The organism is Geoalkalibacter subterraneus (assembly GCF_000827125.1).
GTDB lineage: Bacteria > Desulfobacterota > Desulfuromonadia > Desulfuromonadales > Geoalkalibacteraceae > Geoalkalibacter_A > Geoalkalibacter_A subterraneus.
This window is the reverse complement of record NZ_CP010311.1, coordinates 2,378,842-2,393,089: the sequence shown is the minus strand read 5'-3', so window position 1 is coordinate 2,393,089 and position 14,248 is coordinate 2,378,842. Positions and strand designations below refer to the sequence as shown.

General features: G+C 55.5%; 16 protein-coding genes. All 16 read left to right on the top strand.

Annotated features, from left to right (window positions below; translation table 11 throughout):
- Window positions 1-8 precede the first annotated feature (8 nt).
- The 16 genes from GSUB_RS11145 (at window position 9) to rpoN (ending at window position 14,140) form a co-directional block, all read left to right on the top strand.
- The gene (locus GSUB_RS11145) at window positions 9-473 is read left to right on the top strand and encodes a PaaI family thioesterase (protein ID WP_040200848.1); all 465 of its coding nucleotides are present in this window, start codon (window positions 9-11) and stop codon (window positions 471-473) included.
- Entirely contained in the window at window positions 470-856 is a 387-nt protein-coding gene (locus GSUB_RS11140; protein WP_040200847.1) for a metallopeptidase family protein, read from the top strand. The genes GSUB_RS11145 and GSUB_RS11140 overlap by 4 nt, the downstream gene beginning before the upstream one ends.
- Before the next feature lie 140 nt (window positions 857-996).
- Window positions 997-1,530 carry a TlpA disulfide reductase family protein gene (locus GSUB_RS11135; protein WP_040200846.1) on the top strand — a complete coding sequence of 178 codons (534 nt, stop codon included), beginning with the start codon at window positions 997-999 and terminating at the stop codon, window positions 1,528-1,530.
- A 10-nt stretch (window positions 1,531-1,540) separates the two neighbouring features.
- Window positions 1,541-2,290 carry a cytochrome c biogenesis CcdA family protein gene (locus GSUB_RS11130; protein ID WP_040200845.1) on the top strand — a complete coding sequence of 250 codons (750 nt, stop codon included), beginning with the start codon at window positions 1,541-1,543 and terminating at the stop codon, window positions 2,288-2,290.
- 91 nt (window positions 2,291-2,381) lie between these two features.
- Window positions 2,382-2,825 (top strand): Fur family transcriptional regulator, encoded by a 444-nt coding sequence (locus GSUB_RS11125; protein WP_040200844.1) that lies wholly within the window; start codon window positions 2,382-2,384, stop codon window positions 2,823-2,825.
- Window positions 2,826-2,880: 55 nt separating this feature from the next.
- Window positions 2,881-4,848, top strand: coding sequence for a ferrous iron transport protein B (gene feoB, locus GSUB_RS11120; RefSeq protein ID WP_040200843.1), 1,968 nt, complete (start codon window positions 2,881-2,883; stop codon window positions 4,846-4,848).
- A 187-nt stretch (window positions 4,849-5,035) separates the two neighbouring features.
- Window positions 5,036-5,683 (top strand): metal-dependent transcriptional regulator, encoded by a 648-nt coding sequence (locus GSUB_RS11110; protein ID WP_040200841.1) that lies wholly within the window; start codon window positions 5,036-5,038, stop codon window positions 5,681-5,683.
- Window positions 5,684-5,829: 146 nt separating this feature from the next.
- Window positions 5,830-6,579 carry a 3-deoxy-manno-octulosonate cytidylyltransferase gene (gene kdsB, locus GSUB_RS11105; RefSeq protein ID WP_040200840.1) on the top strand — a complete coding sequence of 250 codons (750 nt, stop codon included), beginning with the start codon at window positions 5,830-5,832 and terminating at the stop codon, window positions 6,577-6,579.
- A 182-nt stretch (window positions 6,580-6,761) separates the two neighbouring features.
- Window positions 6,762-8,366 carry a CTP synthase gene (gene pyrG, locus GSUB_RS11100; RefSeq protein ID WP_040200839.1) on the top strand — a complete coding sequence of 535 codons (1,605 nt, stop codon included), beginning with the start codon at window positions 6,762-6,764 and terminating at the stop codon, window positions 8,364-8,366.
- Between the two features lie 4 nt (window positions 8,367-8,370).
- Window positions 8,371-9,210: a 3-deoxy-8-phosphooctulonate synthase gene (gene kdsA / locus GSUB_RS11095; protein ID WP_040200838.1), complete on the top strand. Its 840-nt coding sequence runs from the start codon at window positions 8,371-8,373 to the stop codon at window positions 9,208-9,210.
- Window positions 9,203-10,165 (top strand): KpsF/GutQ family sugar-phosphate isomerase, encoded by a 963-nt coding sequence (locus GSUB_RS11090; RefSeq protein ID WP_040200837.1) that lies wholly within the window; start codon window positions 9,203-9,205, stop codon window positions 10,163-10,165. Before kdsA ends, GSUB_RS11090 begins: the two co-directional genes overlap by 8 nt.
- Window positions 10,165-10,695 (top strand): KdsC family phosphatase, encoded by a 531-nt coding sequence (locus tag GSUB_RS11085; RefSeq protein WP_040202418.1) that lies wholly within the window; start codon window positions 10,165-10,167, stop codon window positions 10,693-10,695. The genes GSUB_RS11090 and GSUB_RS11085 overlap by 1 nt, the downstream gene beginning before the upstream one ends.
- Before the next feature lie 81 nt (window positions 10,696-10,776).
- Complete coding sequence (gene lptC, locus GSUB_RS11080; RefSeq protein ID WP_040200836.1) at window positions 10,777-11,364, top strand: LPS export ABC transporter periplasmic protein LptC; 588 nt, start codon at window positions 10,777-10,779, stop codon at window positions 11,362-11,364.
- Window positions 11,361-11,858: a lipopolysaccharide transport periplasmic protein LptA gene (lptA, locus tag GSUB_RS11075; protein ID WP_052464867.1), complete on the top strand. Its 498-nt coding sequence runs from the start codon at window positions 11,361-11,363 to the stop codon at window positions 11,856-11,858. The genes lptC and lptA overlap by 4 nt, the downstream gene beginning before the upstream one ends.
- On the top strand, window positions 11,858-12,583 hold the full coding sequence (lptB, locus tag GSUB_RS11070; RefSeq protein WP_040200835.1) for an LPS export ABC transporter ATP-binding protein: 726 nt from the start codon (window positions 11,858-11,860) through the stop codon (window positions 12,581-12,583). Before lptA ends, lptB begins: the two co-directional genes overlap by 1 nt.
- A 93-nt stretch (window positions 12,584-12,676) precedes the next feature.
- On the top strand, window positions 12,677-14,140 hold the full coding sequence (gene rpoN, locus GSUB_RS11065; protein ID WP_040200834.1) for an RNA polymerase factor sigma-54: 1,464 nt from the start codon (window positions 12,677-12,679) through the stop codon (window positions 14,138-14,140).
- The last annotated feature ends 108 nt before the right edge of the window (window positions 14,141-14,248 follow it).

Here is a 14,248-nt window from a genome sequence, read left to right as displayed (position 1 = left end):
GAGAGAAAATGTCCCGATTGCTGACGGACGGCGAACAGATGATGCGTGCTGGAGAGGCGCTGCCATTTGAGATGGGAGGCTGGATCGACACCGCTCCGTTTGAAAACCTGCTCGGTATGGTGATTGATGAAGCCGCCAGCGGGAAAGCTGTCCTGCGGATGCCGTTCACGGTAAAGCTGGCACAGGGGGGAGGGTTGATGCACGGCGGGGCGATTACCGCCCTGGCCGACACGGCCGTGGCCATGGCCATAAAAAGTGTGCTGCCTGAAGGAACCCACTTTGCAACTACCGAATTGACCACGCGCTTCATGGCTCCCGTACAGGAAGGAGTCCTGATCGCGAGAGCATCGGTCAGCCGGCCGCAGGGGCGTACTTTTTATGGCGAAGCCGTTCTGGAGGATGAAAAGGGCGAGAAAATCGCGCGTTTCTCCTCGGTTTTCCGTGTGGCGCGCGGGCAGGGGCTCGAGGAATGACTGCTGCCGAATTTGAAAAACACGTGGCGCGCGCCATATCCGCGATTCCGCCCCAATTTATAGAGCGGGTCGACAACCTCTCTTTTCAGGTTCATCCCTGGGCCGACGAGGAGACGCTGCAGTGCGTTGGACTGGCCGATCCGCGGGACCTGCTCGGCTATTACATGGGCTGGCCCCTGCCCGAGCGGACCCATGACTACGGCAGCTGCCCTCCCGATGTCATCATCATTTATCAAGGTGCGGTTGAGAGTTACATTGAAGAAACCGGCCAGCCACTGGAAAAGGTTCTACTTGAAACCGTCATGCATGAACTGGCGCATTATTTCGGATTTTCCGAAGACGAAATGGCCATTGTCGAACGTCTTTGGGAGCAGGAGTCTTGACTTTCCCAGGGTGAGAGATAAACATAGGGGAATTGGAATATTTAAGTGTCGCTTTTAGGCAGATCCGTTTTTATTGCATAAATACTGCCCTGAGCGGCCTCAATATGGGACATTGAATCGACCGAAAGGATTTTGACATTATGATCCGTCTATTGGCTTTTTTTGCGGGGATTTTTCTTTTAGCTGCGCCTATGGCTGCCCTGGCCGGTTCGCCCCGTCCGGACGCACCGCCTGCTCCAACAGTGCGGGTCGGCAGCGTCGCGCCGGACTTCACTCTCAAGACCTTCAGTGGTGCCGAGGTCACTCTCGCCAATCTGCGCGGCAAGGTGGTGATGATCAATTTCTGGGCGACCTGGTGCCCTCCGTGTCGGGAAGAGATGCCGTCCATGGAACGTTTGTATCAGCGCATGCAGGGCAAACCCTTCGAAATGCTTGCCATCAATGTAGAAGAGGATGCGCGCCAGGTCCTGGGAGATTTTCTCCGGAAGACGCCTCTCTCTTTCCCGATTCCCCTCGATACCAACCGTCAGGCCCAGGAACTCTACCGGGTTTACCGGTTTCCTGAAACCTTCATCGTTGACCCCAATGGCGTCGTAGTCAATCATATTATCGGTCCGCGGGATTGGGCAACGTCCGACACCATCGATTACCTCACCAGCCTGATGAGCCAGTAGAGGAGTGTCCATGAGCGCCAATGCGGATATTACTTTCTGGATCGCTTTTTCAGCAGGGATTCTCTCATTCTTCTCCCCCTGCGTTCTGCCTCTTATCCCCTCGTATCTGACCTACATTACCGGTATTTCCTTCGGTCAGCTCAAGGATGCCCACCCCAGCACCAAGGTGCGGGTGTCGGTGGTTTTCCACTCCCTGGTCTTTATTCTCGGGTTCTCCCTGGTTTTCGTGACCATGGGCGCGATAGCCGGCTGGGCGTCCCACTCCTTTCAGAGTCATCTGCGAGAAGGACTCGGCATCGTTCAAAAGGTCGGGGGCGTCCTGATCTTTCTCTTCGGTCTGCATCTCTCGGGGCTGTTTCACTTCGGGGTTCTCCTGGGTGAAAAGCGCGTTCACCTTGCGAGCAAACCCACCGGCTTCATCGGCACGCTCCTGGTGGGCGTGGCCTTTGCCGCAGGCTGGACGCCCTGCATCGGCCCCATTCTCGGAGCAATACTGGCTCTTGCCGCCGGCACCAGCGGTGGGGTGAGCAAGGGGGTTTACCTGCTTTCAGCCTATTCTGCCGGGCTTGGGATCCCGTTTCTTGCAGCCGGCGTGCTGTTTCACAGTTTTCTCTCCTTCTTCAACCGTTTCAAAAAACACATCCGCGTCATGGAAATCGTTTCCGGCGGGTTGCTGATGGTGGTCGGAATCATGCTGTTCTTCGATCTTTTCTCCAGGTTGACCGGTTATCTCTATCGCATTATGCCGGTGACAGGGTAGAAATTAGGCGCCATATCTCAGGCGTCTTTTCCCTTGACCCTGGCGCTGAAAATCAATAAGTTGATTATCGTTTTCACTTTGAGAGGGGCTTATGGATCGCATCAGGGACAGGTTTCGCTCCTACCTTTCCGACCAGGGGTTGAAATCGACCCAACAGCGGGAAATCATTCTTGACGAGTTTCTGAAGGCCGGCGCCCATCTGTCGACTGAAGAGCTTTATCTGAAAATCCGCAAAAAGCATCCGCATATCGGTTATGCCACTGTTTACCGGACCCTGAAACTCTTTTCCGAATGCGGAATTGCGGAAGAACACAACTTCGGTGATGGTCAGACCCGCTATGAAACGGTGGCGGGAGAATCCCATCATCACGATCATCTGATCTGCACCGAATGCAAGCGCATCATTGAATTTGAGGATCCCCGCATCGAGCAGATGCAGGACGAGGTCGCAGCGCGACACGGTTTCAAGATTCTCAACCATCGGCTGGAGCTTTACGGCCTCTGCGATGATTGCCGTAAAAAGCACTCATCCTGATTCCTTTTAAAATTATTCCTCTGAAAATGATTGTCAATCTTACAGGTCGGCGTTTATGAAGTCTGAGTCAACCCCTTCCGCGAAGGATCTTCCCAAAGTCATCCTCGTCGGCAACCCCAATGTCGGTAAAAGTGTCCTGTTCAATGTTCTGACCGGCGCTTACACGACGGTCTCCAATTATCCCGGAACCTCGGTTGAAATCTCCCTGGGGCAGTGCGATATCGAAGGCCGCAAGTTCGAGGTGATCGATACGCCCGGCATGTACTCTCTGATGCCGATTACCGAGGAAGAGCGCGTCGCCCGCACGATCCTGCTCGAGCAGCATCCCTATGCGGTGGTTCATGTCATCGATGCGCGCAATCTCGATCGCATGCTGCCCATGACCGTGCAGCTGATCGAGGCCGGGCTTCCCGTGGTGCTGGTTGTCAACATCATGGATGAAGCCGAACGTCTCGGCATGAAGATCGATATCGACCTGTTGCAGGAAAAGCTGGGGGTCCCGGTTGTCGGGGCGGTGATGGCGCGGCGTCAGGGATTGGCGCGCCTCCAGGAGATTTTGAAGGACTACGACGCCTCCCGGCACGCTGTTTTCGGCTATGCAGCAGATCTTGAGCAGGATATCAAGGGAGTTGCCTCTTGCCTGAAGGGCGATTATCGACTTTCCCCTCGCGCTCTGGCCCTGCTGTTACTGCAGCGCGATGAAGAGATCGAAAGCCTTGTTGAGAGCACGGAGAAAGAAAATTTCACCGCGGTGCGTGCCGCCGTCAATGAGGTTGTTTTCGAGCGTCGTACAGACCTTCATCTACGCATCAGCCTTGAGAGAAAACGCGTCTGCAAAGGGCTGCTGGATGGCGTGATCCATCAAAGCGAATCCGGTACCCTTGCCTGGACAGAGCGCCTTTCACAGATTACCATGAACCCCTGGACGGGGGTTCCCTTCCTGCTGCTGATCCTCTATTTTGGTTTGTACAAATTCGTCGGCGGCTTCGGCGCCGGCACGGTGGTCGACTTTCTTGAAGGCGTCCTGTTCGAGGAGCATATCAACCCCTGGATCATGGGGCTGGGCGAGCGCTATCTCGTCTGGGAATGGCTTTACGAACTGCTGGTGGGCGAATACGGTGTTCTGACCTTGGGGGTGCGCTATGCGGTCGCCCTGGTGCTGCCCATCGTCGGGACGTTCTTCCTTGCCTTCAGTCTGATCGAAGATACCGGTTATTTCCCGCGACTGGCGATGCTGGTCGACCGGGTATTCAAGCGTATCGGTCTCAATGGGCGTGCGGTGATCCCCATTGTGCTCGGTTTCGGTTGCGACACCATGGCGACCATGGTCACCCGAACCCTGGAGACGACACGCGAACGCGTCATTTCCACCATTCTGCTGGCGCTGGCTATCCCGTGCAGTGCCCAGCTCGGGGTGATATTGGGGCTGCTCTCAGGAGTCCCAGGTGCCCTGCTGGTCTGGACCCTCTGCATTGTCCTGATCTTCCTGCTGATCGGCTGGCTGGCGGCGCGGGTGATGCCGGGTGAGCAGCCGATGTTCTATATGGAGATACCTCCTTTGCGTCTGCCCCAATTTCGCAACGTCATGGTCAAAACCCTGACGCGGATGCAATCTTATTTTATCGAAATTTTCCCCCTGTTTATTCTGGCTTCGGTCTTGCTGTGGGCGGGTAAGATGAGCGGGGTGCTCGAAAAGATCGTTGCTTCACTCCATCCCGTCATGTCTTTGCTCGGGCTGCCGAACCAGGCCTCGGCGGCCTTCATCTTCGGATTCTTCCGGCGTGATTTCGGGGCGGCCGGCCTTTATGACCTGCAGACCAGCGGCCTGCTGACCCCGGTGCAGTTGACCGTTGCGGCAGTGACGCTGACTCTTTTCGTGCCCTGCATCGCTCAATTTCTGATGATGAAAAAAGAGCGGGGATGGCGCGTTTCACTGAGTATACTGGTTTTTGTCTCGATACTTGCTTTTACCAGCGGTGCTTTACTTAACCGCTTTCTGCTGATGACGGGGCTGCTCTCATGAAGTGTGCTTTCTGTGGACGCGAAATTCCCGAGAATATCGAACAGCGAGCCTGCGGGCTCTGCCCCGGCGGGTGCCGGAATATACACTGCCCTTATTGCGGCTATAAAAATCCGCTGCCGCCGAAGTTGCTCAAAAAGTGGCTCGAGGGCGGCAAGGACAAGAAGGATAAGAACGGGAAGGAGTCATCATGAATGTTTCCGCCAAGGCTGAAGAGATCCTTGAAGCCCTCTGGATCGCCGTTGAAGAGCAGGGGGAGAATGCGGCACATCTGAGCACGCTGGGTGTCGGCCCTGACGATGAAGCCCTGGCCGAACTGCAGCGCCGGACCTTTGTCGAAGTGAGGGGGGACCGGGTTTATCTTCGCAAGGAAGGGCGCCCTGAAGCCCGCATGACGGTGCGGCGCCACCGTCTGGCCGAGCGACTGATGATGGACATCTTCGACGTGAAGGGTGGGGCGGGCAATGCCAAAGCCTGCGAGCTGGAGCACCTGCTTCATGAAGGGGTCGGCACCAAGATCTGCACCCTGTTGAACCATCCGACGACCTGCCCGCACGGCAACCCGATTCCTCCCGGAAAATGCTGCGAGGATGCCAAGCGTCACGGTGAGGTGGGGGTTGTCGCGCTGACAGAACTCAAACCGGGGCAGACCGGGGAAATTGCTTACCTGAGCACCGACGAGCCTAAAAAAATGCAGAAACTGATGAGTATGGGCGTTCTGCCCGGGACGGCGCTGGTTCTTAACCAGACCTTTCCGTCCTATATTTTCAAAGTGGGTCATTCCCAGTTTGCGGTTGACCAGGACCTGGCTCGCGAGATTTTCGTACGCAAAACCTGAGAGTTCTCTGGCGCCGTTGCTCCCTCTTTTCAAGATGACGCCCCTGCCGCACGCGGGGGTTTTTTGTTGGCTTGACAGGTTTTTGTTTCATTGCGTAGGCTTTTCCGGATGCTCTGTCGTTGCCCTCCCAGAAAGGAACCGTCATTATGAAAGTTGCCGCCATCATTCCGGCCCGTTATGCTTCGAGCCGTTTTCCCGGCAAGCCTCTGGTCGATATTTTCGGCAAGCCGATGATTCAGAGGGTCTATGAGCGTGTGGCGCAGGTCCCCGGCATCAGCCGCGTGATCGTTGCAACCGATGACCAGCGTATTTATGACGCGGTGAACGGTTTCGGCGGCCAGGCCCGCATGACGCGCGACAACCATCCTTCTGGCACCGACCGACTGGCCGAGGTGGCGGCGGATCTTGATGATGATCTGGTGGTCAACGTGCAGGGGGATGAACCTCTGATCGACCCGCGAATGGTGGAAGCGGCGTTGGCTCCCATGCGTCACAACGGCAGCATTCTCATGGGGACGCTAAAAACCCCACTACGGTCCGCAGAGGAGTTTCTCAATCCCAACGTGGTCAAGGTGGTCACCGACCAGGAGGGGTTCGCCCTTTATTTTTCCCGTGCACCCATTCCCCACCCGCGAGATTTCGCGGATGAGCTGTCCGCCGAGTTTTCCCGCATGGTCGCCTTCAAACATGTCGGGCTTTATGTGTATCGGCGCGATTTTCTCCTTGAATTTCCCCGTCTGCAACCCACCCCTCTCGAGGCGCTGGAAAAGCTTGAGCAGCTGCGCGCCCTCGAACATGGGATTCGCATTCACGTGGCCTTCACCGAGTTGGTTTCTACGGGAGTGGATACGCCGGCAGATCTCGAAAAAGTACGTGCCGTTCTGCAGCAAGGGTAGGAAGCCCCGCAAAATCGGTTTATAAAAGAGTTGCGGGAAGAAGCGCGGCGCCAATGGAGGGGGGAGCAAATGGGGGTTTTCTTTTTTTGAAGGGGCGTGTAGAATCTGCCCTTTGATCCTGATTCACAGGCTCTGCGTGCCAATGTAAGAGCTTGAAATAATCCGATTTTTGAGGTTCGCCGATGAAAACCAAATTTATCTTTATTACCGGCGGCGTCGTGTCGTCGCTTGGAAAAGGGCTGGCGGCCGCCGCCATAGGTGCGCTGCTCGAGGCTCGAGGCCTGCGGGTGTCCATGCAGAAGATGGACCCTTATATCAACGTGGACCCCGGCACCATGAGCCCTTTTCAGCACGGCGAGGTTTTCGTCACGGATGACGGGGCCGAAACCGATCTGGACCTCGGCCATTATGAGCGTTTCACCAGCGCCAGCCTGACCCGCAAGTCCAACTTCACGACCGGCCAGGTTTACGACTCCGTCATCCGCAAAGAGCGCCGGGGGGATTATCTCGGCGGTACCGTCCAGGTTATTCCCCATATCACCAATGAGATCAAGTCGAAGATCTTCGAAAACGCTAAAGGCGTCGATGTCGCCATCGTCGAGGTCGGTGGTACGGTCGGCGACATTGAATCTCTTCCTTTCCTGGAAGCCATCCGGCAGTTCCGAACGGACCGCGGCGCCGAAAATGTCCTCTATATCCATCTGACCCTGGTTCCCTATATTTCCACGGCAGGCGAGCTCAAGACCAAGCCGACCCAGCACAGCGTCAAAGAGCTGCGGGAGATCGGCATTCAGCCCGATATCCTTCTCTGCCGCTGCGACCGGGAAGTGCCGCGGGACATGAAGAGCAAGATTGCCCTGTTCTGCAATGTGCGCGAAGAGGCCGTGATCACGGCACGGGATGTGGAAACCATTTATGAGGTGACCATCGCCTACCATGAACAGGGGCTTGACGAGCGGATCATCGAATTTCTCAACATCTGGACCAAAGCCCCGGACCTGACCGCCTGGCATCGCATCGTCAAAAGGGTCAAGGAGCCGGCCTCCGAGGTGACGATCGCCATTGTCGGCAAATATGTGGAGCTGACGGAAAGCTACAAGTCTCTTTCCGAAGCCCTGATTCACGGCGGCATTGCCAATGATTGCCGTGTCGTGCTGCACTACGTTGACTCGGAAGCCATTGAGCGCCATGGGGTTGGCGAGACTTTTGACGGGGTCGACGGAATTCTCGTTCCTGGTGGGTTCGGCGAGCGCGGCAGTGAAGGAAAAATCGAATCGATTCGCTATGCCCGGGAAAACAATATTCCCTTTTTCGGCATCTGTCTCGGCATGCAGATGGCGGTGGTCGAGTTTGCCCGCCATGTCTGCGGCCTGGAGGATGCCAATTCCACGGAATTTCGCGAAGAGGCTCGCAACCCCGTGATTCATATCATGGAAGTGCAGAAGAAAGTGATCCGCAAGGGCGGCACCATGCGTCTGGGGGCTTATGACTGCGCCCTGGAAGAAGGGACGCTGGCGCGCCGAATTTACGGCAAGCCGATGATCAGTGAACGCCATCGCCATCGGTATGAGTTCAACAATACCTATCGCGATCAATTGCGGGAAGGCGGCCTGGGGCTGTCCGGAGTCAATCCGGGCACAGACCTGATTGAAATTGTCGAACTCAGCGACCACCCCTGGTTTCTTGCCTGCCAGTTCCACCCGGAATTCCGTTCCCGGCCTATGGATCCCCACCCCTTGTTCGAGTCGTTCATCGGCGCCTGTCTCAAGCAACGGGAGGCACTGTAGGGTTATGGCCTGTAAAACTACCATCGGCAATATCACCATGGGGGAGGGCTTCCCCCTGGTTCTGATTGCGGGCCCCTGCGTCATCGAGGATGAGGAGGCGACCCTGCGCATTGCTTCTTTCCTGAGGAAGCTTGGCGAGGACCTCGGTATTGGAATCATCTTCAAGGCTTCCTTTGATAAGGCCAACCGCACCTCGATCTCCTCATTCCGGGGTCCTGGGATGGAGGAGGGGCTGCGAATTCTTTCCCGCGTGAAAGAGCAGGTCGGCCTGCCGCTGCTGTCCGATATTCATGAGATCAGCCAGATTTCCCCGGCAGCCGAAGTGCTTGATGTCCTCCAGATTCCGGCCTTTCTTTCACGGCAGACCGATCTTCTGGTGGCCGCTGCGCGCAGCGGCAGGGTGGTCAATGTCAAGAAAGGTCAGTTTCTTGCCCCCTGGGACATGGCCAATGTGGTGGAAAAAATCGAAGAGTCGGGCAACGACCGCATTCTGCTGACTGAGCGCGGAGCGTCGTTCGGCTACAACAACCTGGTCGTTGATATGCGTTCACTGGTGATTATGCGTGAAATGGGGCATCCGGTTGTTTTTGATGCGACTCATTCCGTTCAATTGCCGGGCGGGGCAGGAACCGCCAGTGCCGGCCAGCGCCAGTATGTCGGTGCGTTATCGCGAGCCGCCGCCGCTGTCGGAATCGATGGACTGTTCTGGGAAGTCCATGAAAATCCGGATGCCGCGCGATGCGATGGGCCCAACAGCCTTGCACTGGATCATCTCCGCCCCATGCTTGAACAGATCCTGGCGATCGACGCACTGGTCAGAAAAGAGATTCCTTCACATGATTGAAACAGCGAAAAACGTACTGCAGGTTGAAGCCGATGCGATTCTTGCGCTGAGTGACCGTCTCGATCACCGCTTCGAAAAGGCGGTGGAGATGATTCTGGCGTGCCGCGGTCGGGTGGTCATCACCGGCATGGGCAAATCGGGGCTGATCTGTCAAAAGGTGGCAGCAACCATGGCATCCACCGGCACGCCTGCGCTCTTTTTACATCCGGCAGAGGGCATTCACGGGGATCTCGGCATGCTGATGAAGGGCGATGTCGTGATTGCTGTTTCCAACTCCGGTGAAACTGAAGAAATTACGCGGATTCTTCCCGTTATCAAACGGATGGGACTGCCCCTGATTGCAATGACCGGTAATGTGGGCAGCGCCCTGGGGCGGGCGGGTGATGTGACTCTCGATATTTCGGTCAAGGAAGAGGCCTGCCCTCTGGGCCTTGCCCCCACCGCCAGCACCACGGCCACTCTGGCTCTGGGTGACGCCATGGCGGTGGCTTTGCTGGTGCAGCGCGGCTTTCGCGCAGAGGATTTTGCACTATTTCACCCTGGAGGCTCCCTGGGTAAAAAGCTCCTGCTGCGCGTTGAAGACATGATGCATGCCGGCGATGATGTGCCGCTGGTTGGCGAACAGACGCTGCTCAAGGAAGCCCTGTTTGAAATTACCAGTAAAAAGCTCGGTGTGACCGGGGTGGTGGATGAAAACGGAGGGCTTGTCGGTGTTTTTACCGACGGGGATCTGCGCCGCTGCATCGAAAGCGGTTTTGACATCCTGAATCAGCCCATCAGTTCGATTATGTCTCGCAACCCCAAACGGATCCTGCGCGGCAACCTTGCGGCCAAAGCGCTGCAACGCATGGAGCAGCACAGCATTACTTCTCTTTTTGTTTTTGAGGATGATCAGAGCCCGGTTCCCGTGGGTATCATTCATATCCATGATCTGCTCAAGGCGGGGGTGGCATGATGCAGGCGCGCTGCCGTCAAATCCGACTTCTGCTTCTCGATGTCGACGGTGTGATGACCGACGGGAGAATCATCTATGATAATAACGGGCTTGAGAGCAAGACCTTCAATGTAAAAGACGGTCACGGTCTTAAGCTTCTGCAGCGTGCAGGGGTTCGGGTCGGCATCATTACCGGTCGCCAGTCCCAGGTGGTTCGTCACCGTGCCGACGAACTTGGGATCGAGATCGTGCACCAGGGAGCCAAAAACAAAATCGTTTCCTATCGTGAGGTTCTGTCTCAGTTGGGCCTTGACGACAGCGAAGTGGCTTATATCGGTGATGATCTGGTTGATCTTCCCATTCTGCGGCGGGTCGGGTTTGCTGTGGCCGTTGGTGACGCGGTGGAGGAGATCAGGCCCTTTGTTCACTATGTCACACGCGCTGAGGGCGGAAGAGGTGCCGTGCGGGAGGTTTGCGACCTGATCCTGAAGAATTCAAATCGCTGGGATGATGTGACGAAGCGATATTTCACCGATTCCGCCGAGGAATAAAACCGCTCTATTCAAAACCCGTGCCAATGGCTTCTGCGCCGCTTTACATCAGATTGTGTCGGTGGTATACTGGAAAGCCTGATGATTAAAAAAATCCAAAGTCGACATTGGCCCGCAATTCTTCTGGTTGCGGTTATCTTGATTCTTGCGGTCGTAGTTGTTCTGAATTTTCAGGCCAGAACGCCCGCTCCCGAAAATGCAGACGAGGAAGTGGTTGCTGATCTTTCCCTTGGGCAGTTCGAGTACACCGAAACCCGCAAGGGACAAAAACAGTGGACCATCGTGGCTGATTCAGCCGGCTACCACAAAGATCAGGCCCGCACACGGATCGCCAATCCACGCGTGATCTTTTTCAACGAGGAAGGCGAATCCGGCAATATCTTCCTGTCCGCCCGTCATGGTGAAGTCAATACTGAGACACGGGAGCTTGAAGTCTGGGATGATGTGCGGGTGGAGAGTGCCTCAGGCTATACATTGACAGGCGAACGTCTGTTTTATGATGACGCCCGGCGCCTTATCACTTCTGAAGATCCGGTCAGGATTCTTTTTGATGGTTTTGATGTGGCCGGACGTGGTTTACGTCTGAACGTAGACAACCGCGTTCTGGAGATTCCGCAGGAAGTTGAAGCTCATATCGATGGACGGTTGATGGGAAGGCAAGCTGAATGATTCGTCTGTGTCTGGTTTTTCTGGTCGCTCTTTGCGGGGCTCCTGTTTGGGTGCATGGAGCCGAGCCCCTCGGTTTTTCCGATAAAGAGCCTGTTAAAGTCACTTCCGAGAGCATGGAGGCTCTGAGCGATCCGCGGCGCATTTTCTTTACCGGCGATGCTGTCGCCCGGCAGGGAGATCTGACCATCGAGGCTGATCAGCTGCGGATTTTTTTCGATCAGAATTCAGAGGTTATTGAGCGCATCGAAGCGGAAGGCGGCGTGCGGATCGAGCAGGGTAATCGTGTTGCGACAGGTGAACACGGTGTGATGCATCAGCAGCAGGCCATTATTGTGTTGACCGGATCGCCCCGCATAACCGAAGGGGATGATTTCGTCGAGGGGGATGAAATCACGGTCTTTCTCAATGAAAATCGCAGTACTGTACGGGGGGAGGGCTCTTCCCGGGTTCGCGCAATCTTTCACCCCAAGGATGAGAAGGACGGTACGCAATAATGGCGCACCGGCTCGAAGCGAAGGGGTTGTGTAAATCCTATCGTGGGCGTCAGGTGGTGCGTAGCGTCGACCTCTCTGTCGAATCGGGTCAGGTTGTGGGCCTCCTTGGTCCCAACGGCGCGGGAAAGACCACCTCGTTTTACATGGTTGTGGGGTTAACCCGTCCCGATCAGGGAAAGGTCTTTCTTGACGATAAGGATATCACGCAGTGGCCCATGTATCTGAGAGCCCGGGCCGGCATATCCTACCTGCCGCAGGAAGCCTCCATTTTCCGCAAGATGACGGTGGAGGACAACCTGCTGGCCATTCTTGAGACCCTCGGTTTGCCTCTGCGGAAAAGGCGACAGCGCTGCGATCAGTTATTGGAGGATTTTGGCGTTACCCACATCGCGCGTTCCTATGGATATGCCCTCTCCGGTGGAGAAAGGCGGCGCGTTGAAATTGCCCGCGCGCTGGTGCTGGAGCCCTCTTTTATCCTGCTTGATGAACCTTTTGCCGGCATCGACCCTATTGCGGTTCTCGACATTCAAAAAACAATCGCCCAGCTGGTGCACCGCAAAATCGGGGTTCTGATCTCCGATCACAATGTCCGAGAGACACTGGGAGTTTGTGACTGTGCCTACATCCTGAGTGAAGGGCGCATCCTCGAGTTTGGTTCTCCGCAGCAGATTGCCGACAGCCCTCTGGCGCGCCAGGTTTACCTGGGTGAGAAATTCGCCCTCTAGAAGGCGGAATGGCTGAATTTTTTCTGGCCTTTGCGGCTCAAATAGGGTTTAAATGGAATCAATCTTTAAGGAATTTTAGCGGAATAATTAGATATGGCCCTTGAAATACGCCAACAATTAAAACTGAGCCAGCAATTGGTGATGACACCCCAATTGCAGCAAGCCATCAAGCTTCTGCAACTCTCACGCATGGAGTTGCTCGACGTGGTGCAGCAGGAGCTGGAGGAAAACCCTATCCTCGATGAAGGGCAGGAGGAAGAGGCGGAGCAGGAAGCCGCAGAGGCGAAGGAAGCTGTTGATGGGGCGAGTGAGGCCGGCACAGAAGCTGATCAGGAATCGGCCACGGAAATCAAAGGTGACGGTGAAGGCGTCAACGACATTGACTGGCAGACATATCTTGAGGGGTACAATCTCGGTGGGTCCGTTGCCGATAGTTATGAAGATGATGAGGACCGCCCTTCCTACGAGAATCTGCTGACCAAAAAATCCACCCTGACCGATCACCTGATGTGGCAGCTCAACCTCTCCCGGGTTGATGACCGGATCCGCGCAGTCGCGACGGAAGTTATCGGCAATCTCGATGAGGACGGTTTTTTCAAGGCCACCCTGGAGGAGGTCGCCGAGGCGTGCGACTGCGACCTTGAGACCGCACAAAAAGCCCTGGAGCTGGTACAGGAGTTTGATCCTCCCGGCATCGCAACCCCCGATCTACAGCAGTGCCTGTTGCGTCAGGCCGAAAGCCTTGATATGGGGGACTCCATCGTCGGAATCATTCTGCGTGATCATATCCACGAACTGGAGAACCGCAAATACCCTGCTATTGCCAAAGCTCTGGGGGTCAGCCTCGATGAGGTTTTTGAAGCTGCACGGATCATCTCCAATCTCGATCCGCGTCCCGGGCGACAGTATAACCAGGAAGATGTGCAGTACATTACTGCCGATATCTTCGTATATAAAATCGGCGATGAATTCGTGGTCGTCCTTAACGATGAAGGCTTGCCCAACCTGCGCATCAATTCCTTCTATCGCAATGCAATGACCAACGACTCTCTGGTCGATGAAAAAGCCGGCGAATACATTCAGGAGAAGTTGCGCAGCGCCGTCTGGCTGATCAAAAGCATCCACCAGCGGCAGCGGACGATCTACAAAGTGACCAAGAGCATTGTCAAGTTTCAGCGTGAATTTTTTGAAAAAGGGATCGATTATCTCAAACCGCTGGTCCTGCGTGACGTCGCTGAAGACATTGAGATGCACGAATCGACCATAAGCCGTGTGACGACCAACAAGTATGTTCAAACCCCGCAGGGGCTTTTTGAACTTAAATATTTTTTCAACAGTGGGATTCATACTACGGGAGGCGGCTCCATTGCGTCGGAAAGCGTCAAGAGCCGCATCAAGGAAATCGTCGCCGGAGAAAACCCCAAAAAGCCCTACTCAGATCAGAAAATTGTCGATCTGCTCAAAAAAGACAACATCAATATAGCTCGACGAACGGTGACCAAATACCGCGAGATGCTCGGCATCGGTTCTTCCACCGAGCGTAAACGTCTCTTTTAGCTGGTGTCCAGACATCCCCGGTGGGGGAGGAATAAAAGGTCGGTTCTCATCCGGAATTGATTTGTTCCCGAATTGGAACCGGTGGCAAAACCGCATACACGTGCGAGA